Below are 25,344 nucleotides of genomic sequence, written 5' to 3'. Positions count from 1 at the left end.
TCAGCCGCCGGTGTTCAGCTGGCGAAGGGCGGCGCGCTCCATCACGCGCAGCTCGCCCCACTGGCGATGCGTCAGCGTGATGTCCTGGTTGTCGAGGCCGACCTTTGCGCCCACGTAATCCAATCCTACCCAGTAGATGCCATCGGGGATCGAGACCGTCCGCCACTGCGTCGATACGGCGGCGAAGGCGTCGACGATGACCATGTTCGCCGCCCAAACCGCGAACCCCTTCGGTTTTGTCTCGGCGATCGCCGCCGCCACCACGTCCAGTCCCATCGCGGCGGCATCGTCGGCCGCACTGGACAGGTCAGCGGGACCGCCGCCTGCCCAGTGGGTGGCGGCGACCTTCAGTTTCCCAGGCGGGCCGGATAGACGGCTTCGAAATAGCCGCGGACCATTGGGACGCGCGCATAGGGCAGACCGATGATCTGGTCGCGAAGGTTGTCCGAATACGGCAGCGCCTTTTTGTCTGCCCCCGCGATGTCATCCAGGCCCGTCACAGCCTGGCGCAGGAAGGCGGCGGCCGACCCGTTGTCGTTCAGGTCGAATGCGCCCAGTTGCTCGTCGGTCAGGACGCGGTAGGTCACCTTGAACTTCTGTTCCTCGTAACCGCCGTTGACGGGGACGCGGGCGGTAACTTCGTGTGTGAAGGTCGGGTTGGGGTCAGCGACGAACATTGCAGGTCCTTCAGGTCAGGTAAGGGTGATTTTCCACTGATCGTCGCCGGCCGCGCCGGGCAGGACGGAGAACATCAGCGGCCATTCGGCGACCTTCTGCTGGTTCTCGATCGAGCCGGGCGACTTCTGCGACCCGTTGGTCACATCGATCTTCACGCGCCGGCCCTCGATCTTCCCATGCTCGATCGACACCGTCGTCGGGGTCAGCTGTTCAGCCCGTTGGTACGGATTGTAATAGGTGACCGGGACCGCCTCGACGGTGCAGGCGAGCGTTTCGTTGCGGTCGACGATCAGGATGCGCTCGACGCCGACCAGCATCCGCGGCTGGACGTCGCACGCGAGGTCGAGCGTGTAGCTGCGCATCGCGAAGTCGAGGCCGGCAATCTTGAACACAGGCGTGTTGCGCGCGGTGACCACCTCGGGCTTCTGCCACTTCGACTGGTCGACGGTCGGCCGTGCCGCTTCGACCGGCTGGGTGAACAGGAACGTGAGGGTGAACCGGCAGACCGGGATACCCTGCGCGTTCATCGATACCTGCCCGGTGCCGCGCCCGCCCAGCAGCTTGTGCAGCGTCATGCCAATCTGGATGTAGCAGCACGCGCTTTCGTGATCGTCGCTGACCGGATGATATTCGACCTTGCCGTCGCCATTCGTGTTGGGGGTGATAACCTCGACCACGCCCAGCGCGCGCATGATCGGCGACCATGCCGGCGCGACCCCGAGCGTGCCCGACCCGACCATCTCGAACTGGCCGGACAGGGTCGCGCGCAGCCCGGTCGGGACCTCTTCCTGCGCGCCCATTTTCGCGCGGTCGAGGTTGCGACTGACGCCATCCGCAACCATCGGTTGGAAGGTCACGTCGGTCAGCAGCATTGCGTTCGCGGCACCGGTCGGATTGACGTCGACGCCATAGGCGTTGAGTGCCTCGGGCTTTACCAAGATGATCTTCGACGCCCACGAAATCGGCTTCTGAATAGCCATTTACGCGTCCTTTCCTTCGTCGGCCGGCTGGCCGTCAGCCGGTTCGGCAACATCCTCGACGATGTCGTTTAGGCGCTTCAGCGAGCCATCCGGCTGGCGCTCGAAACTGCCGCCGGTTGCGGGCACCGCCAGTTTGACGGCAGCGTCCGCAGGCGCGGGTGACGTGGTGGATTTGCGGGTCAACGTGCGATCCTCAATTGATCGTCGATCGTGAAATCGAGCTGGTAGATGAGAAGGCCGGCATCGAGGGACAGCAGGTCCCCGCTCGCCAGCGCGTATGTGCCGATACGGTCGGGATGCTCGACACCGGCGACGGCTTCGATCGTGGCAATGATAAGCGGCTCGATCTGCGTCAGCGCGGCGGCACCGGTGGCGTCGCCGGCAGCACGCACCGCCAGAACCACCGATTCGAACCATTCAACCGGCTGGCGGAACAGGCCGGCGGCGGCATCCGGTCGCCCGGCGCGCAGGCCGGTCGGCAGGACGAACGCCGCCGGGCAGACCTGCAAGAGCTGGCCTTGCTGCCGCAGCTGCGCCAGCTTCGCCGCGCTGTGCACGCGCCCTTTCAGGCCCGCCACGCCCCCGACCAGCTCCGCCAACCGTCCCAGCATCAGACGAAGCCGCGCAGGTTGTCGGGCGTCATGTCGCGCGGCCGGTCATTGGTGACCACGCCGCCCGAGCCGCTGGTCTTCGGCTCGATCCCGGCGACGTCCAGCTTGCGCCGACCGGCCGCGATAGCGTCGAGGTCCTTGAGCGCCTGGGCGTACTCGTCCTCGATCTTCTTGGACGCTTCGAACCGGTGTAGCTTGTAGATCGCGATCGCCAGCGCGATGTCGACGACGACTTCCGGCACGCTCGCCAGCGGTAGGCTGTACCGGACGGACAGCGCCGCATCGATCGTCGCGTCCGCGCCGGTCAGCGCCTTGGTGACGACGACAGAATCTGCCACGCCGGTCGGCACGCTGCCGCGATCGGCGAGCTGGACCAACAGGTCCATCCCGTACCGCTCGGTCAGGTCGGCCGGCGTGGCATAGGTCACAGGGGCAAGCCCCCGTCCCAGTCGACGTCGACCGACAGGCCAGCGAGGAGCAGCGCGTGATAGTCGCGGTCGGCCTTCACCCATTCACCGGCCGGCACGCCGCCGTCACCGTCGATGATGGGGCTGACCAAGCGGAAACGACGAACGCTTCCCAGCGGCGCGGTTGCCGTCCGGCCGTACGACACGTTGCCAAACAGGCCGTCCAGGCCGGGCGTGGCCGGCTCTGGTGCGTGGATCGGGGCCGCGTCGGCGGGGCCGATCGCCGCGAGAGCTTCCCGCAGCAGCGCAACCTGGTCCGGATCAGCCAGCTGGGCACGCCGCAGCGCCGTGGCGATGTCGGTGACGGAGAATGCCCCCGACAACAGGTCGATGCCTTCTTCCGTGCCGGATACGTTGGCGGGCGATTGTTCCTGATTCGACATATCGTGCTTTCGAGTAGGAAAGGGATCGATCGGGGCGGGTGCCACGGGCGAAGGCGACGGCTCGACCGCCGGGGCGACAACGGACGCGGCATCGATCGCGACCACCGGGTCGGCCGGCGTGATCGCTTCCGCGACACGCTCGGCCGACGCCTCGGCTTCTCCAGCAGCGACTTCCCCGGCGACTTCGGCCGCCGCGACGACCGCCGCACCGGCGGCGGTGTCCGGCGTCGCCGCCTCGGCTTCGCGCGTTGTCGCGGCTGCATCGGCCTCGACCGCGATCTCGGCTGCCGCGACGATCGCGGCTCCGGTGGCGGTGGTGCGGCGACCGCGCCGGTTGCTATCGGCCCGCGTCACAACATAGCGTCCTGGATCAGGAAGCCGACGTCCTGCGCGACCACCAGTTCCTTGACCCGCTCACCGGTGCGGATGCGGATACCGCCGGTCAGGCCGACGTCCTGATCCTCGATCCGGCCGGCGATCTTGGTGCCGTACTGGGCGGTCATACCGAACGTGATGCCGCCGGACTCCGGCGTTGCGATCGGATCGATATGGGCCAGCGAGATATGGTTGCCCCAGGCCCGACGCAGCAACGCCGGTTGGCCCGGCCGCGCCGCGTTGAACCAAGCGTCGCCGATCAGCAGCTTCTTGAGCCCTTCGCCCGAGAACAGCTCAACGAACTGTTCGGGTGTGATGACGCCTTGGTTCGTCAAGTTCCCCTTCACGGCGTTCACCAGCTTGGGGTGCGAGCTGAGCTTGCTCCACAGGGCACGGCCCATCGCCGCCTGGTTCGGCCGCTTGACCAGCGTTGCGTCGAACGCCGCCTTCAGCACGCCGATCGGGTCGGAGTTGGCATAGTCGTCGAACCGCGCGGTGCTGGCGGTCAACTGGACGCGGCGGGTCGGTGCATAGGTCGCCGGGCTGTGCATGATCGCCGCCACCCGCAACTCACGGATGTTGGCGAGGGTGTCGGTGATGCTCATCACCGCATGGCCCTCGGGATCGTGGTTCGACAGGCCTGCCTCTCGGGCCTTTTGCGCGGCCTCGATATCGCTGTTGGGGATCGGCGCGTCGAAACCGTAATCCTCGACGGACGCGGTGCGCTCGAACCCGCCGAACTCCAGCTGCGGAACCTGTCCGGTGCGACCGACCCGTCCATCGGGGACGTTGAACGACTCCGAAATGGGGTATTCGGTCCACTTGAACTTCTCACCGGTGACCGGGACGCGGGGCAGCGCCTCGTCGGCGATGTAACTGTTCGCGGCGTTGCGATAGCCGATCGCGATCCCGGTAAGGACGGGATCGACGACGAAAGGACGTTCCATGGTTACACTCCCCCAAGCACGCCGGGCGCGCTGATATAATCGATGATGTCGTCGGCGACGCCGGGCTGTTCGGCGAAGCCGATGATCCGCTGACCGGCGACCGTCGCCTTGATTGCCTTGCCAACTGCGTTGGAGGTCAGAGGGTCGCCGGCACCGACCGGGCCGCCCAGCTGAACCTGCGGGATCGCTTCCTTGGCGACGTCGACCATCGCGCCAGCGGGACCACCCAACTGGCCGGTGGTGCCCGCCAACGGCTGGGTGGCCGCCGAAGCGGTAACGATCTTGTTGTTGTTTGCGGCGTCGCCGAACGCAACGATGCGGTACGCGGCGATCGAGGCAATAGCCTCGTAGCTGCGGGTCAGACCCCGGATCACTTGTCCTTCCCCTCGGAAACGGCGCGCACGGCGGCAGCGAAGCTGATTTCCTGGCCCTCGGCAGCCAGCTTCTTCTGGTAAGCGGAGCCCCTGGAGGCGAGCAGCGCCGGGTTCTGCTCCTGCCCCTCGGGTGCGTCGCCCTTCACGATCTTGCCCGGCGCGACGATCGGCATGGCGGCGATCAGTTTTCCGGCGCGGGCCGGTTCGGCCATCTGGAGCGCGATGTATTCGTCGCGCGCGGCCCGCACACCGACGCGGCCGGCGGCGATTGCGGCGTCGACGAAGGCTGTCGCGGCGGTGCGCTTACCCTCGGTTTCCAGCGCGGCGATCTTGCCGGTCAGCCCGACGATCTCCGACTGTAGCGCGGTGACGTTGTCGTCGCCGCCGGCCAGCTGCTGAACGCCCGCCAGCACTGCTGCCGCGTCGGCATCCTCGGCTAGGCCAGCCGCGAGTGCGATCGGCTTCAGCGCCGATTGCAGGGCGACGGCGGCGGCATCGCCCCCGTCGCCCATCTTCGTGCGGATCGCGGCGAGGATCGCCGCATCATCCGCGTCGCCGCCGAGCTTCAGCAGCTCGGCCAGCGCTTGACGCAGGTCCATGTCGTTCTCCGTTTGGTGATGCAGGCTGACCATGCCGGTCAGGTTCGGGGTATTGGTGAGACTGGCGCGCAGGATGCCAGTGACGGTCCCGTCCTTGCGGTGCGTGATGACCGGCGACACGCCGCGATACTGGCGATCCTCGATCATCTGGCGGCCGGTGCCGGTCCATTCGACCCGGCCCCAGATGCCGTCGTCGCGCGATTGCAGCGCGACGATCCACCCGCGCGCCGGTGCCGCGCCGCCGGTCGGTGTCGCGAGGTCGGTGGCGTGGCATTCGTCCAGCACCAGCTTGCCCCCGACAGGGAGCGACGCGGACATCAGCGCGGCGGCATCGTCGATACGATAGGGACCGCGCCCGTCGACCGTGCGCGCCGTCGTCGGCAGGACATGCACCCATTCGGGGACGCCACCAGTGGGCAGGTCAATTGCGGAACACAGGACGGGCGCGGCGCGGCTCATGCCGCCGTTGTGGGCCATGCTAGTCGGCCCAAACATGCTACCCTCCGGTAGCATCCGGCGCGATCAGGTCAGCGCCGGGAGGTCCTGCCTATCAGTCGTCGACGATTTCGGCCAGATACTCATCAACGATGGCAAGGATATCGCGCTCGTTGGCAGGCGAAATGCCGAGCCAAACGCGCGCCGGGATCGTTCCCCACGGGATAGGACCGCCGCGTTGCGACCGGCCGAAAGCCCCCCGCGCAGCACCGTTCTGCATCACGCCCGAATATTCGAGCGAAGATCCAATTTCCGATGATGCCCGCGTCGAGATGCCGATGATCTCTCGGGACAACCGACCAGATGGACCGATCAGTGGGTCACGCTTAATCCCGTCGCCGCGCGCCTCGTAGCGCGCGATCGTCGCCGGTTTCTTCGGCGCCCACTTCTTGCCTTCGGGATCGGTGCCAAGCTTGAACCGGTCACGGGTAGACGTGACCATGTATTCGGTGATGTCCTGATACAGCGGCGTCATGTCCGCTAGCTTCGCCTGCGCTTGTTCGAGGCTACGGAAGATCGGCGCGGCATTGAACTCGATCTTTATCATGCGTAAATACCGATCGCTTGCCGGTCAGCATCGGCCGCCCGGCCCATAACCGGGTACGTCTTGGACGCTTCAGGCGGGGTTGTCGGCAAGCATCCAATCATTCCGCCCCCGATCCCCGTGCGTAGAAGGTTTGCAGCGCCAACGTCCGCTTGCCCTTCCGCAGCTCGAAAACCGCGACATATTCGATCCGACCCATGCGATAGGCGATCGCGACCAGTGGGTTTCCGGTCCGCTTCGACACTCCAGCCGGTGCCGGCCGCCCGTAATTGATGATATCGGGCAGGATCGCATAATCGCCGGCATCGATGGCGAGCTGCCCGCGCGCGGCTTCAGACTTCGCATTGCCGTGCTGTTCGCGAACATGCTCGATGGCGAATCGGTCCATTGAGAAATCAAACGCCTTGGTGTCGGTGCCGAAGTGATCGGCAAAAGCGGCGGCTTGATCGCTGCGCACCGCGCCCAGCGTCCACGTCGGCTGCACCACGGCTTCGCCACCATCGCCCAGCGCCCGTCGCGCGTATCGCCGGGCATCGTCGGCCACCGAAGGCAAGCTGCGATAGGCGGTGGACAGGCTATCTCGCGCTGCGTCGGGCAGTTCGCCCAGGAACGCCTTGCCGATCGCGTAATCCCAGTGCCGCAATTTTTCGGCCGCCGCCCAGGTCGATGGTGGAATCGTCGCACCCGGCGCATGACCCCATCCCTTGCCGATGCCGGCGGGTTCGCCGGTCGCCGGCACGATCTTGTCCCAATCGTCCGGCAACCGCTTGTCGGGATCGCCGCCCAGACGCCGGATGCCGGCAGCGCTGCGCGCACCAATGACGTAGCAGGAACAGCCCCAGTCACTCGGCGGGTAGAACTTTTCCCAGAACGGATGGTCGGGGGGAAGCGCGATCCCGTCGAAGGCCAGATGCTCTGGGCGCGGTTCCAGCGACCCGCCATGACGGTAGACCCAGAATGCAAAATTGCCCGCGACCAACTGGGCGCGACGGCCGGCGGCATAGCTGACGCTGGCGTTGGTCCGGTATATCGTGCGGGTTCGCCACGCTCGGCCGCCCTTCGTTTCCTCGCCCGTCCAGCCGTGCCAGTTGTGGCGATCGACAGCAGCGTTGAAGTCTTTGCGGAACGCGTCGAGGCTCTTGCCCTCGGTAATCGAGCGGTCGACCGACGCTGCGAGGTCGGCCAGCAGGTCGGCCTTCATAGCGCCCGCGACGACGAACGCTGAATCGTGCTGCGCACCCAGCAGGTCGTCCCAGCGTGCGGTCGGGACCAGCCGGCCGAGCTTTTGCCGAAAGAACGCGACCTGCTGGCCGAACGGCCGTCGAAAGAACCCGGCCGGCATACCGACCGGATCAGCCACGCCCATCTGCCGCTGCCAGTCCTGCCGCAGCAGCCGCGCCGAACCCGACCGACATGCGCTCGATCAGCGCGTCAGCTTCCAGCGCCGGAAAGGCCGACACTATCATCTCGCGCAGCTCGGGCAGCGAAGTCGCCGACTGCATCATTTGGGCGAGCTGCTGCATCCACGCGCGCATGTCGGCTTCCCCCTCCAAGGCCAACCGGTCAGCCGTCGCCGATGCTGGCGATACCCGCGCGGGCTGCGCCGACTGAAGGGCCATCGCTGGTGCCGGCAAGGCTGGGCGGATTGGAGGCTGCGTCAGCAGCGGCGGGGTCGGTGGCGGCGCGGGCATCAGCAGCTCGTCATCGGCCGCCGGTTCGGTCAACCCGAACTTCTCCCGAATCTCCGCCATCTTCACCTTCAGGCCAAGGGGGACCAAATCCTTGAGCGACGTCGCCAGCCGCGAAAGGTCTTCAGCTTCCGGCCGCTCGATGCGCATCCGGGGATAGCGCTTCTGCGGCCCGTACTGGAGGATCACCCAAGGACGGATCAAATCGCGGTTCAGAGTGCTGGCGACGCCTTTGCAGTCGCTGCGCTCAATGTCCTCCCGGACATCATTGTGAACACGGTTGCCACCGTCGCCCAGGCCGCCGGCCTTGCTGTCGGTAGTACCGGTCTGCCCCAGTACCGCCTTCGACACTTGCCGGTCGAGCCAGTCCGCGCGACGTTCGTACAGGTCCGATCCCGCGCCCAGGTTGGACGTTTCAATGAACTCGATTTCCATGCCCTTCGGCACGATCGCTGCGCAGTCGCCCGCGATATTGGCGACTGCGCGCCACAAGGTGTCGCGGTCCTCTTGGCTGGCGGCGCTGTCGAACTTGCCGATGCGGACCGGCTGCCCGTAGGTTTGCGCGAAGATCGCCCAGTCCCGCAGCGTGAACGCCTTGAACATCCACGACCAGGCCGCGACGCGGGCGATGCCGGACCGCACCGGCAGGCCCGACTTCGCCCGCACGGTGTGGCGGATGAACTTGAAAGGTTCGAGCGGGATCGACTGACCGTGCCCACTCTCGCCACCGCGTAGCAACGGCGTCTTCCCGTCGCGCCGGTCATATTCGATCCAGCGCTGGTCGACGCGCTCAAGTCGCATGGGCTGCCACTGGCCTTCGCTAGTGTCCCAGACGATTTCCGTGAAGCTGTCGCCCTTGCCGACGGCGTCAAGAATGTCGAACATCTCGTCGGCCAGTTCGTCGCGCTTCACCCAGTCGCGCACCATATCGGCGATCGCCACGTCGACCGGGTCATCGGAGGCCGCGTCGATGGTGATATCGATCTGGCAGACAGCGCGCTTTCGAGTGCCCAGCACGCCAAGATAGTGCAGGTCGCGTTCCTCGATCTGCTCGGCCAGCTCGAAATAGCGCTGCGGATCGCCCTGGTCGGCCGCGCGGAGAATCTGGGCCAGGCGGACCGGGTTCAGGCCGTCGCCCGGATAGCCCGCGATCGGGCTGCGCAGGCCGAACGTCGTTGGCCCGGCGATCTCGCGCTTGAGTGCCTCGTGCCGGATCGACCGGCCATGCTGATCGACCAGTCCGGTCATGCGTATGATCCTCGGGGGTAATCGCTGCCGTAAGAGGCGTTAAGAAGGTCTAAGAAGGCTGGTCCCGGCAATTTGCCGGGAACCATGGCTCCAAGACGGCGACCGGCATCCACCGCGGCGCGGATGAAGCCGCCGAACCGGCCGCCAACCGGCGGCTGCCACCAGCCCCGGCCGACCGTTTCTTCGCCGGTGGCGAACGGGCTGGCGGCGGCGACAGTCACCGGTTCATAGCCATATTCGGCAGCCGCCTGCCGCGATGCGAACCACGCAAGGATGCCGGCGATCGCCGCGTCGCCGTGGCGGGTCAGGCCGTCCTCGCCCTTGTAGCGCATATCGTCGGGCACGCGGACGATCCCGCCGACATATTGCAGCGCCTGGTGATCGCGGACGATGTCTTCGTCGGCCGCCAGCGTGACGGTGCGGTCGCCGATCGCCTCGATATAGGCGGGGCTGTTCGCGCCGTACCATGCCTGGGACAGCTTGATCTCGCTGACCCGCTCACCGAATTTCTGCCGACAGACTTCGGCGATGTACGCGCCGTTGCCACCGGCATCGAACGCGGCATGGCCGAAGCGCGGCAACCGTTCGCCGATGTAGAAGATGACATCGCGCTGCATCTCGAACGGCACGTTGCGCATTTCCAGCACGAACCGCGCGCGGCGGACCAGGTCCCGGCCCAGCTCGTTGACGACCAGCGCCGCAGCGTCGCCGGTGCGCGCGAAGTCGGACCCGACATCGTGCCGCCGATCGGCGTCGAGCCCGGCGAGGATCGGGGCCAGATGCTCGCGGCAGAAATCCGCCACCAGCTTCTTGCGGGTTTCTTCTGACGCCATCTTGGCGACGTCGGGCACCAGCCAACGGATCACCGGCACGCCCTGGACCGCACAAGCCTCGATCGCGACGCGCGTCAGCGCCGCGCCCTCGGCATCAGCCGGGATTGCGTCCAGCTCCTGCCGCATCTGCGCGGTCCGCGAGCCATAGGCGTTGCGGATTTTCGCTTCCCAGTCGTCCTGTGCCTCCTGCGACCATTCGCGCCCCTTCAGCAGGCAGACGCGCCGGAACAGCCCGTTGTCGATCGCCGCCTGGAACGGGATGAAGTGGAGCGAGAACGGCACCTTGCCGGCCTTGGCTTCGCGGATCAGCTCGTTAAACGGGTTCAGGACGCCATTGTGGGTCGAGATGACCCGGATGCGGCCGCCCCAAATCAGTAGCGCGTTAACCGCGTCCAGGACCGCGCGGACGTCCTTGTGGAACGCCGCTTCGTCGATCACCACGACGCCCTGCAAACCGCGAATGTTCTCCGGTCGGGACGACAGCGCCTCGACGCGGAACCCGCTGGCGAACGTGCAGCGGTACGCGGCGATATCCTGCGACGTGCCGTCGTCGCGCTGATCCTTGAAGACGAACTCTTCGACGACCACCAGCTCCTTGGCGACGACCCGCGCGAAGTGCGCGACATAACCGATGAACTCGCGCCCCTTGTCCTTGGTATCGCCAATATAGAACACGTTGTCGCCGCCGGCCGACTTCGCCGACGCCGCGATCAGCGTGTCGTCCAGCGCCTCGGCAAAGGTGATGCCGGTGCGTCGGCCCTTCTCACCCAGCTTCAGGTCTGCATCGTCCTCCAGCCATTCGAGCTGGTGACGCATCAGGATGCCCTCGGCCAGCGGGTCGAGGTCTTCGGGCAGTTCGAATCCGCGCAGCATTTCCGGCGGCAGGCCGTCCGGCGAGCGTGCCAGGACCGGCGGCGATCCCGCTAGGGCAACCGCAGCTGCGACATTGGAGATTGATTTCCCGATGCTCATTCGGCGGTCCATGGTTCGATAAGGGCGCGGCGGTCGCCGTGCAGGCGTTGGAGCTGGGCGACGGCATCGGCATCACCGTCGATCGCGGCGGACTGGGCCTGGGCAATGGCGCGATCGGACGCAGCGGTGCGGTCCAGCAGCGCGATCGTCGCCGCGAGGTCGGCAGCGCCATCCGCGTCGCCGGGGCGGCAATACCGGAACGGCAGCGTCGCGGGCTGACGCGGCGGCGGTGCCGGCTCACCCAGGACCGCCGCGTCGACCAGCGCGTCGCGCCAGTCGGCAAGGTCACCGGCGAACGGCAGCGCCTGGACCGTCTCGACATGCTGCGCCAGCACGTCGGGATACAGCGTCAGGCCGACCAGAACCGCGCGGTGCAGCGCCGCCGCTGGATCGGGCCGCGTCACGACCGGCTGCGCGCGACGTGCCGGGGCGAAGCGCTGCCAGCACCGATCGCGAAACGTCCGGGCATATTCCCGCCGAATGATCGGGTCGGCAATCGTGTCGGCCAGGCGCAGCAGTTCGGCCTGGCACTGCGCGCGCCGATCGGGACCGGTGTCGCCACCGGCGAGCTGATCGAACGCCGACCGGCACAGGAAATCGGCCAGCGATTCGCGCGTCGACAGCACGCGTTCAAACGCCGCCGCGCCCTGAGCGCGCACCATATCGTCGGGGTCCATGCCTGCGGCCAGCGCGGCAATGGCGACGCTCTTGCCCGGCGTCAGTAGCGGCAGCGCGCGTTCTGCCGCGCGCCGCGCCGCCTTGCGCCCGGCAGCGTCGCCGTCGAAGCAAAGGATCGGCACGTCCGCCATGCGCCAGAGCAGCCGCAGCTGGTCGTCGGTAAGCGCGGTGCCGAGCGGCGCCACCACTTCGGCAATACCGGCCTGCGCCAGCGCGATGACGTCGAGATACCCTTCGACCACAACGACGCGGCCGACCTTGCGTGCCGCGACCTGGGCGCGATCGATGTTGAACAGCGCCCGGCCCTTGTCGAACAGCGGCGTCTCGGGGGAGTTGAGATATTTCGGCTCGCCAGCGCCCAGGACACGGCCGCCGAACGCGATCGTCCGCCCGCGTGCATCGCGGATCGGGATCATCAGTCGGCCGCGGAACCGGTCGTACGGCTCTTTCCCCTCGACCGACACCAGCATTCCCGACGCCACCAGCGCCGGCACGCCATGCTTCCCCAGCGCCGCTTTCAGCCGCCCGCGCGCATCGGGTGCGAAGCCGATGCCGAACGCGCGCGCCGTGTCCGGCCGAATGCCACGCGCGTCCAGCGCCGCGCGCGCGTCGCGCCCCTCCACGTCGTCAAAGCGCGCCGCGAACCAGGCCGCCGCAGCCTCCCCGACATCGCGCAGCGCGTTCGCCTGGTCATGGTCGCGATCGTCGCCCGCTGGCATGTCCAGCCCGGCGGCAGCCGCCAGTTCGCGCACGGCGTCGAGGAACGGCAGGCCGCGCTGGTCGGTCATCCACCGGATGGCATCGCCATGCGCACCGCAGCCGAAGCAATGGTAGAACGCCTTGTCGTCGTTCACCCAGAAGCTCGGCGTCTTTTCGGTGTGGAACGGGCAGCACGCCTTATGTTCGTTCCCGACGCGCTGAAGCTTCACCGTCCGCGCTACCAGCGCCGACAGCGAGGTGCGCGACCGCACGTCATCCAGGAAGGCCGGCGACAGCGTCACTTGGAGCGGACGCCCAGCACGTCGCGACGAATCTGCGCAACCACGTTGCCCGATAGGCCCGCCTCGCGCAGCTGCTCGCCCGCGCGATCCATCGCTTCCTCGACCTTCTTCTGCGCCTTTGCATCGGCCTGCGCTTCCAGCTTGGTCCGATAGTCGGCCGACGCCTTCTGCGCCGCCACGGTCGCCTTCAGCGCCTGCGACAGTTCCATGACCGCCTTCGGCCCCAGGCCGCCTTCCAGATTCTCGTAGATCGCGACCTTCAGCATTTCGGCGATCGCGACCGTCACTTCGTCGGCGCCGTCCGTGCCCAGGCCGGTGACGACGTCGGCGGTGATCGCGCGCACTTCGTCGAGGCGGCGGAACTGGACGGCCTTGCGCAGCGACCACCGGCCAAACGCCGATTTGCTGACCGGGTCGATGCCGCGTTCGACCAGCCGTCGATTGAACTCGGCTACGATGTCGGTTTGCAGCGTCTTGCCCGCACGCAGTTCCTCCAGCGCCCAGACGATGTCCGGTTCGGCATCATCGGGCAGCAGGTCGATCGACGACAGCCGGCCTCGCCCCTGGCGACGGTCGGTCATACCGGCTTGCTCCGCTGGTTACGCGGCAGGTGCTCGGCGCGTGCGCCACCAAGCGTGTCGTCGTCGCCATCGGTCGACCAAGTATGCTCGCGTAACATGACCCGATCCAGCCGGTCGGCTTCAGCACGCTGGCGATCGGCGCGCGCCTTTGTCAGTAGGCCCCCATAAAACACGTCGGCCGGATCAAACGGTCGCCCAGCGATCGCTGCGATCAGGTCGGTCAATTCCTCCTGCCAGCGCAGGCGTCGGATGTGGACGAAGCGGCAGTAGCGGTGCGCGGTGTCGGATCGAAGCCAGCAATACCATTTGCCGTCGAAGCCGGCCGCGACCTCAAGCCCCACGTCCTCGACGCAAGGTCCGTCCTCCATCGCCCAGCCTAGCCAAAGCGTCCAATGCTTGTCGGGCTGGCGATCGAACTGGCTCCAGCGAAACCCCGATTCCTTCAACCAGTCTTCGGTAATCGGTCCGGTCATGTCGACACCTTCCCGCCAGCGACCCGCATCCGGAGGCACTGGCTAAGCGAATAGGAGCGGTCGAGCGACAGGTGCATGACGCACGTCCAGCCGTCCGCATACTGCGCGTGGATGCGGCGCGGCCGGCCGGCGTCGTCGAAGCTTGCGCGGACCGTGATTGGGTCCGCATCGCTGCCGACGAAGCCGGCCTCGCGCAGCATGGGGCCGATCTTGGCGGGATCGGGCGACGTCGTGCGCCAGCCCGAGCGCCGACGCGCGCGGGCCATCAGCGGTCGTCCGCTGGCCGGGCAACGCCCTCGATTGCGGTCCGGCGTTCGACATGGTCGCGGCCAGCCTGGCGCAGGGTGGCGACCATTACCGATCCCACCGTCTCGATACGCAGCGCGTCCAGCTCGACCAGCGCCCGCAGCTGGGTGCGCAGCCAGTCGCGCGACCGGCGGACGCCGAACGCGGACAGGACGCGATCCAGCACGAGGTCGTTCGACCGGCCGTCGATCTGCAACGCCAGTTCCTGGAGGATCATCAGCCGCGCGTCGGCGGCGATCGGGTCCGACATGTGATCAGCCCGCCAAGCGGTCGAGGATCGCCTTGCGGATCGCGCCGGCCACGTCGACCTTGCCGGTCGTCAGCTTCTGGACCACCACGGCGGCGGCGATCGGCGCGGCGACCTTGAGCGCCTGCGCGCCCAGCTTCTTCAAATCGATCTTCACAGCAGTCTCCTTAAGGTGGAAATTATCGGGTCGGCGACGGACGCTGGATGCCCTCGACATGCGCTCGGCCAATCGCCACGTCGGCACCGCGTTCACGCAGCGAGGCGACAAGCAGGTTGTCGGTCGGGCGTGCCAGACGGATCAGCCCCTGTTCCTCCAGCCAACCCAGTTGGGTGCGGAGCTGGTCGCGAGTGACCGGCAAGCCCAGCGTGTCCATGACCATCGACAGGACGCTATCGTTCGCAGTGTGCTGGACCGCTTCGGCCAGTGCGCGCAGAACGGCGAGCCGGGCGTGGCCCATGGTGTAGTCGTAGAAGTTCGCGGCGCTCACTGGTCGCCCCTCCGCTTGAACGCGTCTTCGATGAAGAAATGCTGGAGCCGGTCGACCGCCGACCATGTCCGTTCGGTCAGCCCGCGATCGGCCGACAGCTCGACCCGCATGGCATCCACGCCACGCGCGGTGTCTGCGGCGCTTGTCGCCAACGTCTTCAGCATCAGGTCCTGCCGGTCGAGCTTTTCCCCCTGGTCGGCGACCTTCAGTTCCACGGCCGACAGGCGGCGCGACAGCTTGCCGGTGCCGACCGGGTTGGTCTGACCCATGCGGTGCGCGGCGAACAGGACGACGCCGACAATGACCAGGGTAATGATGATGTCAGTGTACGAGAGCGTCATGGCTTATCCTTGCGCGCGGCGATGCGCTGCGTGAGTTCGTCGAGCGCAGCGTGCCCTAGGGACTTCGCGCCGGCTGCCGCCTGGGCCGCCCAGGTCTGAAAAATGGTGATGCCTGAGAAGCCGATACCGATGGACCAGCCCAGCACCATCAAGGGTCGCTGGCCGGTGGCGATGGTGATGCCGACCGACAAGAGGACGCCGGCAGCGATCACCGCCGAATGCCGCCTCCAGCCGAGCGGCGCAGGTGCAACCGGCGCCATCAGATGCCCCAATGACACGCCGACGACGCCGAACAGCGCCGACAGCACCTTCAAATGCACGCCGAACAGCACGACAGCTTCCGGACCGGGAAGGACGATTACGCCAGTCATCCACGGCCAACCCACGCCTTCAGCGTGCCCACCATGCGGTCGATCCAGCCATAGGCGAATGCCTCTTGGCTCGGCCGGGCTTCGCAGATTTCAATGTAGCGGGCACCGCGCAAGGCCCAGACGCTGGCCGACAGGACATTGCCGCCAGCCTCGCCCCGGCGCTGACGGAAGCTGTCGAGTGCGCGCAGCGTCATCGCGCCCAGATGGCCGTCGACGGCCAGGTCGGGATAGTACGTGCCGCCCGCATTATAGACGTTGAGCACGCGTTGGAGGAAGGTGACGGCGACGGCCGGTCCCATGTTGACGCCGATGTCAAACAGTTCGGCCGCCAGTGCTGGGTAGCGTTTGCCGACCTCGTCAAACCGCGGATCGATCCAGTAGATGCGGCGATAGATCACGGCGGCCGTCGTCATCGGCAGCGACTGCATCGATCCGGCATAGCCGAAGCCGCGCGCCACCCGTTCGGTGATGCCGAACCGGGTCGGCCCGCCTCGGTCGGCAGGATGGTTCACATAGCCGCCTTCGCGGTCGATGACCTCGGCGACCAGCGCGTCGATGTTGGGAAGCCCGCTCATACGGACCGTTGTGGTCGCGTGCGCGATGCCGCGACATGCTACCCTTGGGTAGCGTCAGACGTCTGGGAAAAGCGGAAGCGGTTGCGGCGCTTCGTCCGGTGCCGGCTTGCGTTGGGCACGTCGCAATAGACGCAGCACCCCGCCTTCGGTCAATCCCAGCCGAAGCGCGATCTGGGCATGGGACTGTCCCTGGGCGCGGTAATGCGCCGCGCGCAGTTCTCGCGCAAGCGGGACGTGGATGACGTCGGGCGCCATGCGGTCCGACAGCTGGCGAGCGGCACCCAGCCCCACCGTCACCGCGATCGCATGGTCGGCGTGCATCGTGGTCGGGATCAACAGGCGCGTGCCACCGAACCGCTCGGCCAAGGCGATCATCGCCACCGGGCCGAGCAATTCGAGCAATTCGCCATAGTGATCCTGCTGGCGCTTCATCTCAACAGCACCGCCAGTCCACCAGCAGCGGCCGCGCCGGCAGCGAACCAAAGGACGCATAGCCAGCGGGGATCGAGCCGGCGTTTAGGCCCGACAATAGGCTGTGATTTCCAGACCGCCTCTTTCGTCCAGATGCGACGCGAGCCTATCACCGGAGATGCTCCGCCGGATCGCGCAGGGTCCGGGCGAACGCCTTGGCGACCATGTCCAGAACGCTTTCCGGTGCGACGATCAGCGAAAAGCCCTCGATCCCGCCGAACGCCTTCGCCGCGCGGTGCGTACTCCAGTCGGCCGGGGCGAGGCCGGCGGCCTTCAGCTTCGCCAGCAGCGCCTCGACCAGCCGCCGTTTTAACGTGATGGTCTTGCTCTGCGGCAGCACGCCCTCGGTCGACTGGTCCCAGCCGTGACGCTCGGCCATCGCCTTCAGCGCCTCGATCAGACGATAGCCCAGCGACTGGTCCGCCCAGGCCAGGCGTTCGACCTTCAATTGGCGCTTGGCGAACGCCTCCAGCGCGCGTTCGGATGGGTCGTCGATCGCGCCGAGCTGGTGCAGCGAAATCCACAGGGCGCGGGCCTTCGCCGCGACGGGATGGGTTGCGGCGCGCGTGCGAGGCGCACGCCCCGCCGGGGCCGACTGTTTCCACCCCAGCCGCTTGAAGTCCTCGACGACCGCCGCCAGCTGGCGATCGTCGCAGTCCTTGGCGCTGGCGACCTTGGCAACGCGCAGCAGCACCCCGCGATAGGTGTCGTCGTCCAGCCCCATTTCCTTTTTCGCAAGGTGGACCTTCGCCAGCATCGCCCGGCGGTGCGGGTCCGGGGCGAAAGTCGCCCTGCGGGCCGGGGCGTTCATGCGTCGACCTTTCGAGCAATGACCGCACCCGATCGCACCATCACCATGAACTGCTGCCCAGGGTGCGCGTCGGCCAGCTTATGGGCGGCGTAGTGTGCGGACTTGTGGGTGAGGTGGTGAACCTTCGGCGGCGTCGGACCATCGGGGGACCAGACCACGAACGGACCGGCGGGCGGCTTGCGCGTCTTATTCACTTCTCTTCTCCCAGGATGCGGTCGATCAGCAGGCGGATCGACGGGTTGGTGTCGCGCAGCTGCTCGGCCGTCGCGATCATGTTCATCGCGGTGGTGTGGTCGATCCGGCCCAACGTCAGCGCGATCTGCTGAAGCGGAAGTCCGTCAATGCGCCGGATCAACCAGGCGCAGGCGGCGCGAACGTCGGCAACGGGGCGGTCGCGATCGGGGCCGAGAATGGCGCGGGCGCTGACGCCGCTGTGAAATGCGGCACGCTCGACAATCCGGCCGGCATGACGGCGACTGGCACGATGGACGGTCGGCCGATATTCCCGCTTGCGGACAGGCTGGTGGATCATCGCGCAGCCCCGCATTCCGCGACATGCACCGGGTTGCCCGCGTCGATCGCCTGACACTCGGCGACGGTCGCGGGATCGGGATGGGTGCAGCCGGCGAGGACGAACGCGACGTCGCCCGCCAGCGCGATGGCGAACGCCCATGACAGCACCGGATGGCGTTCGGACCATCGGTCGAACCGGCGAACGAAGCGCGCGATCATGCCGCCCTCCGCTGCGCGGCAAGGTGCGCCCAGCTGTCCTGCAAATGCGTGATCGCCAATGCGGTGCCGTCGCCGGCCGCCAACATGCAGGCGGTTTCCATCATCATGGTACAGGTGCGCAGCCCGCCGGGTTTGCGGGCGATGTCGACGATGAACGCCTGCATGGTCGCTTCCGTGACGCCCCATGCCTCGGCCAGCGCCACGGCGTCGGCATCCGTCGGGCCGCTGAAGATCATCCGTTGCGAAATGCGGGAGGCGAGCCGGGCAAAGGCGTCGCGCTTGTTGCCCAGAGTCAGGCGGGTCAGCACGTCCTCGTTCCCGACCAGCGCGATGCCCACGCCGGTTTCGTCATGCCAGCCGCGAATTTCCTCCAGCGCCAGTTCGGACGTGTGCTGCGCCTCGTCGATAATCAGCAGTCCGCCGGTGTTGCGCACGATCGATTCAATCTTCGTCGACAGCGCCAGCGGCGTTCCCTTGGCGCCGATCTCGCCCATCGCCTCCAGCACCTTCTGCTGCATGGTGTTCACGCCGGCGGTCGACGGCTTCATCGTCGCGACCCAGACGTTCGCCATGGCCGACTGATACTGGCGGATCGTCTTCGTCTTCGACGCGCCGGGACCACCCGCGACGACGACCATCCGGCCGCGCTGCGCCATCTTCAGCATGGTCCCGATCTGGCGCGACGTCGGCGTCTCGTAAAAGTCCGGCGGCTCGGGCAGTTCGATCGCCAGTTCGGCCTGCGCGGTCAGCGTCTGGCGATACCGATAGACAGTCTCCGCGATCCGGGCGTTGTCGCCGGCATAGCTCCCCAGCGCGAACGGCGAGAGCGTGCCCTGCGGCACGCCGATGCGCGGGGCCAGCTGCGACCACGACATGCTGGTCGCCTGCTTGTGGCTGTTGAGCCAGGAGCGCTCGGCCTCGATGTCGATCGGTAGGTTCTCGGGGTTAATCATGGTACGCATCCTTGTGTTCGCAAGAGCCGGTCGCGCGCGGGGTCCAATTGGGCACGGCCGTATTCACTTCACGACCCGCAGCATGGCGCTGGCGAGCCGATCGATGACGGGGTTGAGAGGCGCTTGAGCGGCCCCTGAAACGTGCTTCAAAGCGGCGGCCGTCTGGCCGCGATGGCGCACCGGCCGGACGACCGGCGCGGCAATAGGCGCATCGTCGACATGGTCGGGCAGCATCGCCGCGACCTGGGCCGCGTCGATCAGGTCGGCGAGCTTGTCCGCCTCTTTCACCCGCTTCTTCAGGTCGCTTTCCAGCTTGCGGCGGGCGTTCGCCGCCGACTTGTCGAAGAAGCCGGTCGCCTCGATCACCGGGGCGGTGGCGATGAACGCGCCCTGGCGGTCATAGACATGGATTTCGCTGTGCAGGTTGTCGGGGTCGAACCGGACCGTCACCCGCTTGCCGGCATATTCGGACAGCTCGTGGGTCCAGTAACGGTTGCCCTCCAGCATGATGAACCCGGACTTGCGATCGCACGGCCGGTCCTCAGCGGTCAGCAACGCAAACCGCAGCTGCTCCGGGGTCGCCTTGCCGATGGGCGATACGGCGTAGCTCCTGGCGAACGTGTCGTCGAAGCTGCCGCCCTGCGTCGTCTCGGTCCGCCGGCCCAGGCGGGCATTGGCGCTGGCGATGACGGTGTTCGCCAGTTCGCGGAAGGTCGCGATCGGCACTGCCCGCCCGCCATAATTCTCCGGTTTCGCGTCCGGCCGGTTGCCGGTGTACGCGCCCGATGTCGCCGGATGCCGCGCCAGCACGTCGGCAAGGTCACGCCAGTAGCGTTCGATCGGCTTCGACTGGCCGCGATAGGGCAGCGCCCAGTTGATCTGGATGCCCAGCCCGGTCAGGACGCCGGTCGGTTCCTCGTCCCTGATCTTGAACCGATACCGCGACTTCGCGCCGCCGCTGATCCACTTCGACGCGAACGCCCGGCCGTTGTCCATCAACGCGCGCTTGGGAATGCCCCAGTTCCTGAACAGGTCGGCAAACGCCAGCCGGGTCAGGACCGCCGTTTCCGAACGGTCGATGCGCCACGCCAGAAGCTTGCGGCTGTAGAGGTCCTGGATACCGACCATCACCGGCCGGCCGATCGTGCCGTCCTCCCATTCGACGAACACGTCGAAGGTGTGACCGTCGATATTGACCGCCTCCAGCGCGTGCAGCGCTGCGACCGATCGTTGTTGCGGGGGCAGCGTTTGCCGCAGCGCCTCCGCGCCCTTGCGCTTGGCAATGACCAGCCTGCGCGGGACTTCGCGCTCCAGCTTCCGCTGGAGCGTCTTGGCGACCGGCAGCGTGATGCCGTTGGCCTGCGCCCATTCGAGCGCGCGGCGGTAGCAGCTGGCGAACGTGGGCTGTTCGGGGCGCAGATAGTCGGACAGTAGGACCTGCCATGCCTGCTGATCCACTGCCGCCTCGGCACCGCCGCCGCTGCGGCGTGGTGCCAGATATGGCAGGCGGTTGATCGGCGCGATCCCGTCGATCAACTGGAACCAGCCCCACAGCGTTGACGCCCCGACCTGTGCGCGCGCCGCGACGGATGCCACCGCCGCCGATCGCGTCAGGCCGGCGGCTTCGTGCCGCTCGACGTCGGCGACGATCGCCGCCCGACGTTCCGCCTCGGTCTTCGCCGTCGCCGAGAGCGCGTCATAGCTGCGCCACGCGGCATCCGCCGCCGTTTCGACCGCATCGCTGACGTGCGCGATCGCCGACACCCCCATCGCCGCCAATGCGGCGCGCGCTGCGGCCGGCAGAACGGTGACGTGATATTCGGTCGAGTCCCCGCCGCGCCCTGGCCGCGACCGCGCCAACGGCGTGCCGTCCTGGTCGACGCGCAGCGCCCAGCATTCGGTCGCGGCGCGCTCGTTGATCTTGCGCTTCGTTGTCGGCAGACCGGGCAGCTTCAGTTCTGCCAGCTCCGCCGCCGTAAAGTGCTGTTTTCCGCCCCCCAAGATCACTGCACTACCTCGTAAAAATCGATGTCGAAGGGGTGGTCCATCAGCGTCCAGCGACAACCGTTCGGACCATCGGCAGCCCACGGGCCGAAAGCGCGCCCGTTCCGCAGCGTGCCGCGCACGCGCGCGCCGATCGCATCGGTGGGAAGCCGCCCCCGATTGCGCCGCATCACCGGCCACCCCGCTCGATCGGGACGACTTCGCGGCGCAGTCGGCGCATTTCATCGTCTATCTGGACGCGCTGCGCCTTCAGATGGCCCAGCCGGGCCAAGCGCAGTTCATCGCCCACCAGCAGGGCGGCACCGATCCGGCGGACCAGCGTGTCCAGCAGGTCGTGCCGATCGGTCACCGCGATCAGTGCCAGCGCGCGATGCAATGGGATGCTGTGCTGGTCCCGCGCCTCGGACGCATAGGCGTTGAGCATGTCGACGCTCACCCGTTCGTCCAGCAGCGCCGAAAGCGCGCCTGCGACCTCGTCCCGCGACCGGGGATCGTCCTTCAGCGCCTTGCTTACGACGCCCGCGACGACCCGCCCCAGACCCGCCAGTTCGGCCGGTGCCTTGGCGGGTGCGGGCGGCTCGAACGTGAAGCCGAGCTGCGCAGAATTCGAGGCGCGCGGACGGGCCATCGTTCAGCGGCGCTCCTCAATCAGCGTCGCCAGCAGCGACAGTTCGCCCGCATCTATCGAAGGGGTGCGCAGGCTCGGCGGCGCGATGCGCGGTGCACGGCGCGGCGGCTCGTACACAATTGCGAGGATCGCTACTGGACGTCCCGGCCAGTAGGTGACCAGCAGGCCCGTCATTCCAGCCCCCCTACAACCTGTTCGACTAGGTGTTCGCCCAGCGACAGTTCCTCGGCGATCTCATCAATCGACCGCCCAAGGTCCCACAGTTCGACGATTGCTCGATCGCGTCCGGCGATCGTGGACGACTGGGGCGCGGCGCGATGATCGCGGCCCTGGTCACGCTCCAGCAACAGCGTTGCGCGTAGGATGCCCGGCCGGCCCATCACGCAACCCTCTTGTGCGCGGCGATGTCACGCGCTTCGACAACCAGGCGCCGATAGGTCGGCAAGTTCTGGGCGGCGTGCGCATCCTTGATCGCTGTCTGCAATTCTGGCGACAGCGCCCACCAGTGCGCGCGGCACATCAAATGGCCCGGCGTCACCATTTGCACGCAACCGTCGACAGCGCAGGTCCGAACGCGCCCGAAGGCGAGCCGCTGACCATAGCTAAGCGCCTCCAGCGTCTCGCCCCGCCGCGCCAGTTCAGCGTGCAGCACGTCGCTTCCTACACTGCGCAGGTCGGGGCGATCCGGCAACGCGAGGCTTCGCGCCTTATCGGCGGTCCGCCGCAAGGCGCCTTGCTCGACCAGCTTTTCGATCAAACGATGCGCGTTGCTGACACCGCATCCGACATGGTCGGCGATCTCGCGGACCGTTGGACAATGCCCGATGTTCGTCAGCCGCTCGCGAACATGGTCCAACACGGCAAGTTGGGTAGGAGTCATGGCAACCACCACATGGCGACATTCGCCAGGATAAGGATGAAGGCGACGGCCCAGACCGTCGCGGCGACACGGCGACCGCTCATGCGTCACCGCCCAGCGAGAAGCCGGCGGGGAGCATGGGCCGAAGCGTTTCCAGCGCGCCCTTTCGCTCCGACAGCGTCATGCGTTCGAACGCGCCGAGAAACGCTGACAGCAGCTTCGCGCCGCGATCGGGGGCCGGCCGGTTCTGCACGACCTTGACCGCGTCGCCGATGGCGCGGGCCTCGCCGGATAAAAGCAGCCCGACAGCCCGAACCTGTTCCGCACCTTCCAGCTTGGCGAGCGTGCGCAGCTGTGTGGCGTTCGACAGGATCGGGTGGCGCGCTATGCGCAGTTGCTCAACCAACGACGGCTTCAACCGCCGGTACAGCATCAGGTCGCGCTCGACCGTCCGCTTGGTGAACCCGATCTGTTCGGCAACTTCCTGCGACCAGCCATATGCGAGCGACATTGTGTCGTTCGCATCAGCCGCTTCTGCGGCGACAGCCTTCTGCCAGCGCACGTCGGCCGCGATCGCGGCACCGGAACGGGTCGGGTCGATGCCAACGCGCATCTTGTGCAGCCGGACTAGTTCGGCAATCGCCGTGGCGCGCTCGACAGGATCATTGTCGCGGCGGAGGACGTTCTCCACCGCCTCCCGTCGACGCCGGGATTGCGCATCGGACGATACTTCGCGCGCTTCGACCGGGATGCCGGCCGCGATCGCCCCGGTCAGGCGATGCCCGCCGGGACCGGCAAGATGCCAACGACCATCGATTTGGCAAACGTCGATCGGGTGGATTTGCCCGTCGCGTTGCATCGACTTGCCCAGTGCCTCTGCCCAGACCGTATCGATCTTGCGCAACCGCTCACCGATGATGATTTCGCGCGGGTCCAGCAGCAGGATTTCGCCCGCGACCTGGGGAGCATCGTCGTTCGCGACGTTCGTCGCCTGAACAGCGGCGGCCATGTCTATTGGCCTTTCGCATTTAGACGGTGCGTTCCCGAAATGTCGATGCTACTAGCCGAATCTTCGGATTGAACGAGGGGCTGGCTGATGAACTGCTCAATCGCGAGCTTTACCCGCGCGCTCGAACGCCCGCGCAGGACGTCATTTACCGATTTCTCGGGAAGCCCCTTTGCGCGTTCGAATTTGGCTACCGCACCAAATTTCTTGCGGATTGCTGCCTTCACATCCTCCGGATGTAGGCTTGCGAGGTCCATATGATTTCCCCGAAAAATCTTACCGAAAACTCGGATAAGCCGAATCTTCGGGGTCGTCAACGCGGAACCACCGAAAATTCGGTTGGGCAGCGGATAATTTCGGCTGTCGGTGACCGGCCGTTGAGTTGGCTTGCCCGAGAAACCGGGCTTCCCGAATCATCGCTGGGTGACGCGACAAAGCGCGGGATCGCCAAGGTCGACATGGCGGTGAAGGTCGCTCAAGCGCTTGGTGTTACGGTTGACTGGCTATTGACCGGATCGACATCCGTTGGGACCGCAGCTTCGCTGCTGGTCGCTGCCGACGACGCCGAGTTCATACGCTTGCCGCGCTTCGATCTCGCGCAGCTGACCGACGATGGAAAGGGCGCCCGCGTCGAGACAATCCCCGTGAGGAAGGATTGGCTCTACCGCCGCATCCTGACGACCTCGAACCTTTGGCTCACCGAACTGCCTGCCGACAACGACCCGCTAGGATTGCAGGAAGGGGATGTCGTCATTTGTAGCGACGTTCGGGCAGAGGGTGTGCAGGACAATTGGGTCTGCATCTTCCGCGCGCCAACGGGGCTGTTCGTCGCCAAGTACCATCTCATGGCGACGGGCGAGGCCGGGACGATCGGGCCGGCGGGGCTTGCCGAAGACGTACATCCCGTTGCGCGCATTCATGCTCGCCTCATCACAAGGATTTGACATGCGCGCGATCGTGACGCCTGTTTTTGCCGTCTTGCTCGTTGGTCTAGCGACGCCGTCCCAGGCTCAAACGCGGAGCGAACTCGACGCGGCAGCTGACGCTAGGTACGCCCAGTTGGAACCCGGTATGGTCGAGTTGAAGCGCATCGATGGCGATCTCGCCGTGATGCAGGCTCGCTCCAACAGCCTCCGATCGTCTTCGGAAGTACGCTCCCAATTCCTGCGAACCCTGCGCAACCGGTATCCCTCGCTGGTCGTGGGGGACGGAACGAGTGCGGATGCGCTGTATGCCGCTTTGTACGGTTACAGGCGACAGGTTGCCGATCGAATGCGCCCGCTAATTGAGCAAACCAAAGCCTACGATCACCGTCAAGAATGCACCCGACTGCGTGAAGTTGAACAGTTGCGCACTTCGGCTGCCAAAGGAGATGGCTCGCTGGATGACCTTGTCGCATTCCTCGCGAAGCCGATGCTGGACCGCCCGTGTTCAGCCGGCGACCTGCTACCAATCGAACCGGCTACTGCACAAAGCGTTGCCCGCATGAAGCAAAGGTTCGACGAAACCCGCAATCGCGCCCGCCGCTTTGCCGAGTTGGCTGCGCGGCCGTAGCGGCGCGGCTTCCAGAAGCGGAAATAGGTTCACGAACGCCCGGCGACACCCGACAAACCGACTACATATTG

At 66.7% G+C, this 25,344-nt stretch carries 40 protein-coding genes; 2 read left to right on the top strand and 38 right to left on the bottom strand.

The window, feature by feature from the left end; genetic code table 11:
• From MF609_RS04520 to MF609_RS04335, 38 genes are all read right to left on the bottom strand, one after another.
• Positions 1–276: a DUF1799 domain-containing protein gene (locus MF609_RS04520; RefSeq protein WP_242415090.1), complete on the bottom strand. Its 276-nt coding sequence runs from the start codon at positions 274–276 to the stop codon at positions 1–3.
• 71 nt (positions 277–347) lie between these two features.
• Positions 348–677, bottom strand: a complete 330-nt coding sequence (locus MF609_RS04515) for a phage tail assembly chaperone (protein WP_242415089.1) — start codon at positions 675–677, stop codon at positions 348–350.
• Between the two features lie 15 nt (positions 678–692).
• On the bottom strand, positions 693–1,658 hold the full coding sequence (locus MF609_RS04510) for a hypothetical protein (RefSeq protein ID WP_242415088.1): 966 nt from the start codon (positions 1,656–1,658) through the stop codon (positions 693–695).
• Positions 1,659–1,841, bottom strand: coding sequence for a hypothetical protein (locus MF609_RS04505; RefSeq protein ID WP_242415087.1), 183 nt, complete (start codon positions 1,839–1,841; stop codon positions 1,659–1,661).
• Positions 1,838–2,257 (bottom strand): phage tail terminator protein, encoded by a 420-nt coding sequence (locus MF609_RS04500; protein WP_242415086.1) that lies wholly within the window; start codon positions 2,255–2,257, stop codon positions 1,838–1,840. The genes MF609_RS04505 and MF609_RS04500 overlap by 4 nt, the downstream gene beginning before the upstream one ends.
• 11 nt (positions 2,258–2,268) lie before the next feature.
• A complete protein-coding gene (locus MF609_RS04495) occupies positions 2,269–2,697 on the bottom strand; it encodes a gp436 family protein (protein ID WP_242415085.1) in 429 nt (142 codons plus the stop codon).
• A complete protein-coding gene (locus tag MF609_RS04490; protein ID WP_242415084.1) occupies positions 2,694–3,473 on the bottom strand; it encodes a hypothetical protein in 780 nt (259 codons plus the stop codon). The genes MF609_RS04495 and MF609_RS04490 overlap by 4 nt, the downstream gene beginning before the upstream one ends.
• Positions 3,470–4,441, bottom strand: a complete 972-nt coding sequence (locus MF609_RS04485) for a hypothetical protein (protein ID WP_242415083.1) — start codon at positions 4,439–4,441, stop codon at positions 3,470–3,472. The genes MF609_RS04490 and MF609_RS04485 overlap by 4 nt, the downstream gene beginning before the upstream one ends.
• 2 nt (positions 4,442–4,443) lie before the next feature.
• Positions 4,444–4,815 (bottom strand): hypothetical protein, encoded by a 372-nt coding sequence (locus tag MF609_RS04480; protein ID WP_242415082.1) that lies wholly within the window; start codon positions 4,813–4,815, stop codon positions 4,444–4,446.
• Positions 4,812–5,891: a phage protease gene (locus MF609_RS04475; RefSeq protein ID WP_242415081.1), complete on the bottom strand. Its 1,080-nt coding sequence runs from the start codon at positions 5,889–5,891 to the stop codon at positions 4,812–4,814. The genes MF609_RS04480 and MF609_RS04475 overlap by 4 nt, the downstream gene beginning before the upstream one ends.
• A 73-nt stretch (positions 5,892–5,964) precedes the next feature.
• The gene (locus MF609_RS04470; protein ID WP_242415080.1) at positions 5,965–6,456 is read right to left on the bottom strand and encodes a phage virion morphogenesis protein; all 492 of its coding nucleotides are present in this window, start codon (positions 6,454–6,456) and stop codon (positions 5,965–5,967) included.
• 97 nt (positions 6,457–6,553) lie between these two features.
• Entirely contained in the window at positions 6,554–7,819 is a 1,266-nt protein-coding gene (locus tag MF609_RS04465; RefSeq protein ID WP_242415079.1) for a phage minor head protein, read from the bottom strand.
• Positions 7,806–9,389 carry a DUF935 domain-containing protein gene (locus MF609_RS04460; protein WP_242415078.1) on the bottom strand — a complete coding sequence of 528 codons (1,584 nt, stop codon included), beginning with the start codon at positions 9,387–9,389 and terminating at the stop codon, positions 7,806–7,808. The genes MF609_RS04465 and MF609_RS04460 overlap by 14 nt, the downstream gene beginning before the upstream one ends.
• Complete coding sequence (locus MF609_RS04455; RefSeq protein ID WP_242415077.1) at positions 9,386–11,194, bottom strand: hypothetical protein; 1,809 nt, start codon at positions 11,192–11,194, stop codon at positions 9,386–9,388. Before MF609_RS04455 ends, MF609_RS04460 begins: the two co-directional genes overlap by 4 nt.
• Complete coding sequence (gene dnaG, locus MF609_RS04450) at positions 11,191–12,873, bottom strand: DNA primase (RefSeq protein WP_242415076.1); 1,683 nt, start codon at positions 12,871–12,873, stop codon at positions 11,191–11,193. The genes MF609_RS04455 and dnaG overlap by 4 nt, the downstream gene beginning before the upstream one ends.
• The gene (locus MF609_RS04445; RefSeq protein WP_242415075.1) at positions 12,870–13,454 is read right to left on the bottom strand and encodes a phage protein Gp27 family protein; all 585 of its coding nucleotides are present in this window, start codon (positions 13,452–13,454) and stop codon (positions 12,870–12,872) included. Before MF609_RS04445 ends, dnaG begins: the two co-directional genes overlap by 4 nt.
• Positions 13,451–13,927, bottom strand: a complete 477-nt coding sequence (locus MF609_RS04440) for a hypothetical protein (RefSeq protein WP_242415074.1) — start codon at positions 13,925–13,927, stop codon at positions 13,451–13,453. Before MF609_RS04440 ends, MF609_RS04445 begins: the two co-directional genes overlap by 4 nt.
• Positions 13,924–14,193, bottom strand: a complete 270-nt coding sequence (locus tag MF609_RS04435; RefSeq protein ID WP_242415073.1) for a hypothetical protein — start codon at positions 14,191–14,193, stop codon at positions 13,924–13,926. The genes MF609_RS04440 and MF609_RS04435 overlap by 4 nt, the downstream gene beginning before the upstream one ends.
• On the bottom strand, positions 14,193–14,483 hold the full coding sequence (locus MF609_RS04430; protein WP_242415072.1) for a VpaChn25_0724 family phage protein: 291 nt from the start codon (positions 14,481–14,483) through the stop codon (positions 14,193–14,195). Before MF609_RS04430 ends, MF609_RS04435 begins: the two co-directional genes overlap by 1 nt.
• A gap of 4 nt (positions 14,484–14,487) precedes the next feature.
• Entirely contained in the window at positions 14,488–14,637 is a 150-nt protein-coding gene (locus MF609_RS04425) for a hypothetical protein (protein WP_242415071.1), read from the bottom strand.
• A 22-nt stretch (positions 14,638–14,659) separates the two neighbouring features.
• Entirely contained in the window at positions 14,660–14,968 is a 309-nt protein-coding gene (locus MF609_RS04420; RefSeq protein WP_242415070.1) for a VpaChn25_0724 family phage protein, read from the bottom strand.
• The gene (locus MF609_RS04415) at positions 14,965–15,309 is read right to left on the bottom strand and encodes a hypothetical protein (protein ID WP_242415069.1); all 345 of its coding nucleotides are present in this window, start codon (positions 15,307–15,309) and stop codon (positions 14,965–14,967) included. Before MF609_RS04415 ends, MF609_RS04420 begins: the two co-directional genes overlap by 4 nt.
• Positions 15,306–15,680, bottom strand: a complete 375-nt coding sequence (locus MF609_RS04410) for a hypothetical protein (RefSeq protein WP_242415068.1) — start codon at positions 15,678–15,680, stop codon at positions 15,306–15,308. Before MF609_RS04410 ends, MF609_RS04415 begins: the two co-directional genes overlap by 4 nt.
• Positions 15,677–16,255 (bottom strand): glycoside hydrolase family 108 protein, encoded by a 579-nt coding sequence (locus MF609_RS04405; RefSeq protein ID WP_242415067.1) that lies wholly within the window; start codon positions 16,253–16,255, stop codon positions 15,677–15,679. Before MF609_RS04405 ends, MF609_RS04410 begins: the two co-directional genes overlap by 4 nt.
• Positions 16,256–16,309: 54 nt before the next feature.
• Positions 16,310–16,687 (bottom strand): helix-turn-helix transcriptional regulator, encoded by a 378-nt coding sequence (locus MF609_RS04400; protein WP_242415066.1) that lies wholly within the window; start codon positions 16,685–16,687, stop codon positions 16,310–16,312.
• A 148-nt stretch (positions 16,688–16,835) separates the two neighbouring features.
• Positions 16,836–17,537: a gp16 family protein gene (locus tag MF609_RS04395; protein WP_242415065.1), complete on the bottom strand. Its 702-nt coding sequence runs from the start codon at positions 17,535–17,537 to the stop codon at positions 16,836–16,838.
• Positions 17,534–17,731 (bottom strand): hypothetical protein, encoded by a 198-nt coding sequence (locus MF609_RS04390; protein WP_242415064.1) that lies wholly within the window; start codon positions 17,729–17,731, stop codon positions 17,534–17,536. Before MF609_RS04390 ends, MF609_RS04395 begins: the two co-directional genes overlap by 4 nt.
• Complete coding sequence (locus tag MF609_RS04385) at positions 17,728–18,069, bottom strand: helix-turn-helix domain-containing protein (RefSeq protein ID WP_242415063.1); 342 nt, start codon at positions 18,067–18,069, stop codon at positions 17,728–17,730. Before MF609_RS04385 ends, MF609_RS04390 begins: the two co-directional genes overlap by 4 nt.
• The gene (locus MF609_RS04380; protein WP_242415062.1) at positions 18,066–18,269 is read right to left on the bottom strand and encodes a hypothetical protein; all 204 of its coding nucleotides are present in this window, start codon (positions 18,267–18,269) and stop codon (positions 18,066–18,068) included. The genes MF609_RS04385 and MF609_RS04380 overlap by 4 nt, the downstream gene beginning before the upstream one ends.
• Positions 18,266–19,222 carry an AAA family ATPase gene (locus MF609_RS04375; protein WP_242415061.1) on the bottom strand — a complete coding sequence of 319 codons (957 nt, stop codon included), beginning with the start codon at positions 19,220–19,222 and terminating at the stop codon, positions 18,266–18,268. Before MF609_RS04375 ends, MF609_RS04380 begins: the two co-directional genes overlap by 4 nt.
• A gap of 63 nt (positions 19,223–19,285) precedes the next feature.
• The gene (locus tag MF609_RS04370) at positions 19,286–21,223 is read right to left on the bottom strand and encodes a transposase domain-containing protein (protein ID WP_242415060.1); all 1,938 of its coding nucleotides are present in this window, start codon (positions 21,221–21,223) and stop codon (positions 19,286–19,288) included.
• 2 nt (positions 21,224–21,225) lie between these two features.
• Positions 21,226–21,396: a hypothetical protein gene (locus MF609_RS04365; protein ID WP_242415059.1), complete on the bottom strand. Its 171-nt coding sequence runs from the start codon at positions 21,394–21,396 to the stop codon at positions 21,226–21,228.
• The gene (locus MF609_RS04360; protein ID WP_242415058.1) at positions 21,396–21,854 is read right to left on the bottom strand and encodes a hypothetical protein; all 459 of its coding nucleotides are present in this window, start codon (positions 21,852–21,854) and stop codon (positions 21,396–21,398) included. Before MF609_RS04360 ends, MF609_RS04365 begins: the two co-directional genes overlap by 1 nt.
• Before the next feature lie 3 nt (positions 21,855–21,857).
• Entirely contained in the window at positions 21,858–22,028 is a 171-nt protein-coding gene (locus MF609_RS04355; protein ID WP_242415057.1) for a hypothetical protein, read from the bottom strand.
• Positions 22,025–22,237: a hypothetical protein gene (locus MF609_RS04350; RefSeq protein ID WP_242415056.1), complete on the bottom strand. Its 213-nt coding sequence runs from the start codon at positions 22,235–22,237 to the stop codon at positions 22,025–22,027. Before MF609_RS04350 ends, MF609_RS04355 begins: the two co-directional genes overlap by 4 nt.
• A complete protein-coding gene (locus MF609_RS04345; RefSeq protein WP_242415055.1) occupies positions 22,234–22,746 on the bottom strand; it encodes a LexA family protein in 513 nt (170 codons plus the stop codon). Before MF609_RS04345 ends, MF609_RS04350 begins: the two co-directional genes overlap by 4 nt.
• 67 nt (positions 22,747–22,813) lie before the next feature.
• The gene (locus tag MF609_RS04340) at positions 22,814–23,722 is read right to left on the bottom strand and encodes a ParB/RepB/Spo0J family partition protein (RefSeq protein ID WP_242415054.1); all 909 of its coding nucleotides are present in this window, start codon (positions 23,720–23,722) and stop codon (positions 22,814–22,816) included.
• 2 nt (positions 23,723–23,724) lie between these two features.
• Positions 23,725–23,976 carry a helix-turn-helix domain-containing protein gene (locus tag MF609_RS04335; protein WP_242415053.1) on the bottom strand — a complete coding sequence of 84 codons (252 nt, stop codon included), beginning with the start codon at positions 23,974–23,976 and terminating at the stop codon, positions 23,725–23,727.
• Between MF609_RS04335 and MF609_RS04330 the strand changes: the two genes are divergently transcribed.
• Positions 23,977–24,663: a helix-turn-helix domain containing protein gene (locus MF609_RS04330; protein WP_242415052.1), complete on the top strand. Its 687-nt coding sequence runs from the start codon at positions 23,977–23,979 to the stop codon at positions 24,661–24,663.
• A 1-nt stretch (position 24,664) separates the two neighbouring features.
• Positions 24,665–25,273, top strand: a complete 609-nt coding sequence (locus MF609_RS04325) for a hypothetical protein (RefSeq protein ID WP_242415051.1) — start codon at positions 24,665–24,667, stop codon at positions 25,271–25,273.
• Positions 25,274–25,344: the final 71 nt, after the last annotated feature.

The sequence above is a fragment of the Sphingomonas panni genome, assembly GCF_022664435.1.
GTDB lineage: Bacteria > Pseudomonadota > Alphaproteobacteria > Sphingomonadales > Sphingomonadaceae > Sphingomonas > Sphingomonas panni.
This window is presented reverse-complemented; position numbering and strand designations above follow the sequence as displayed.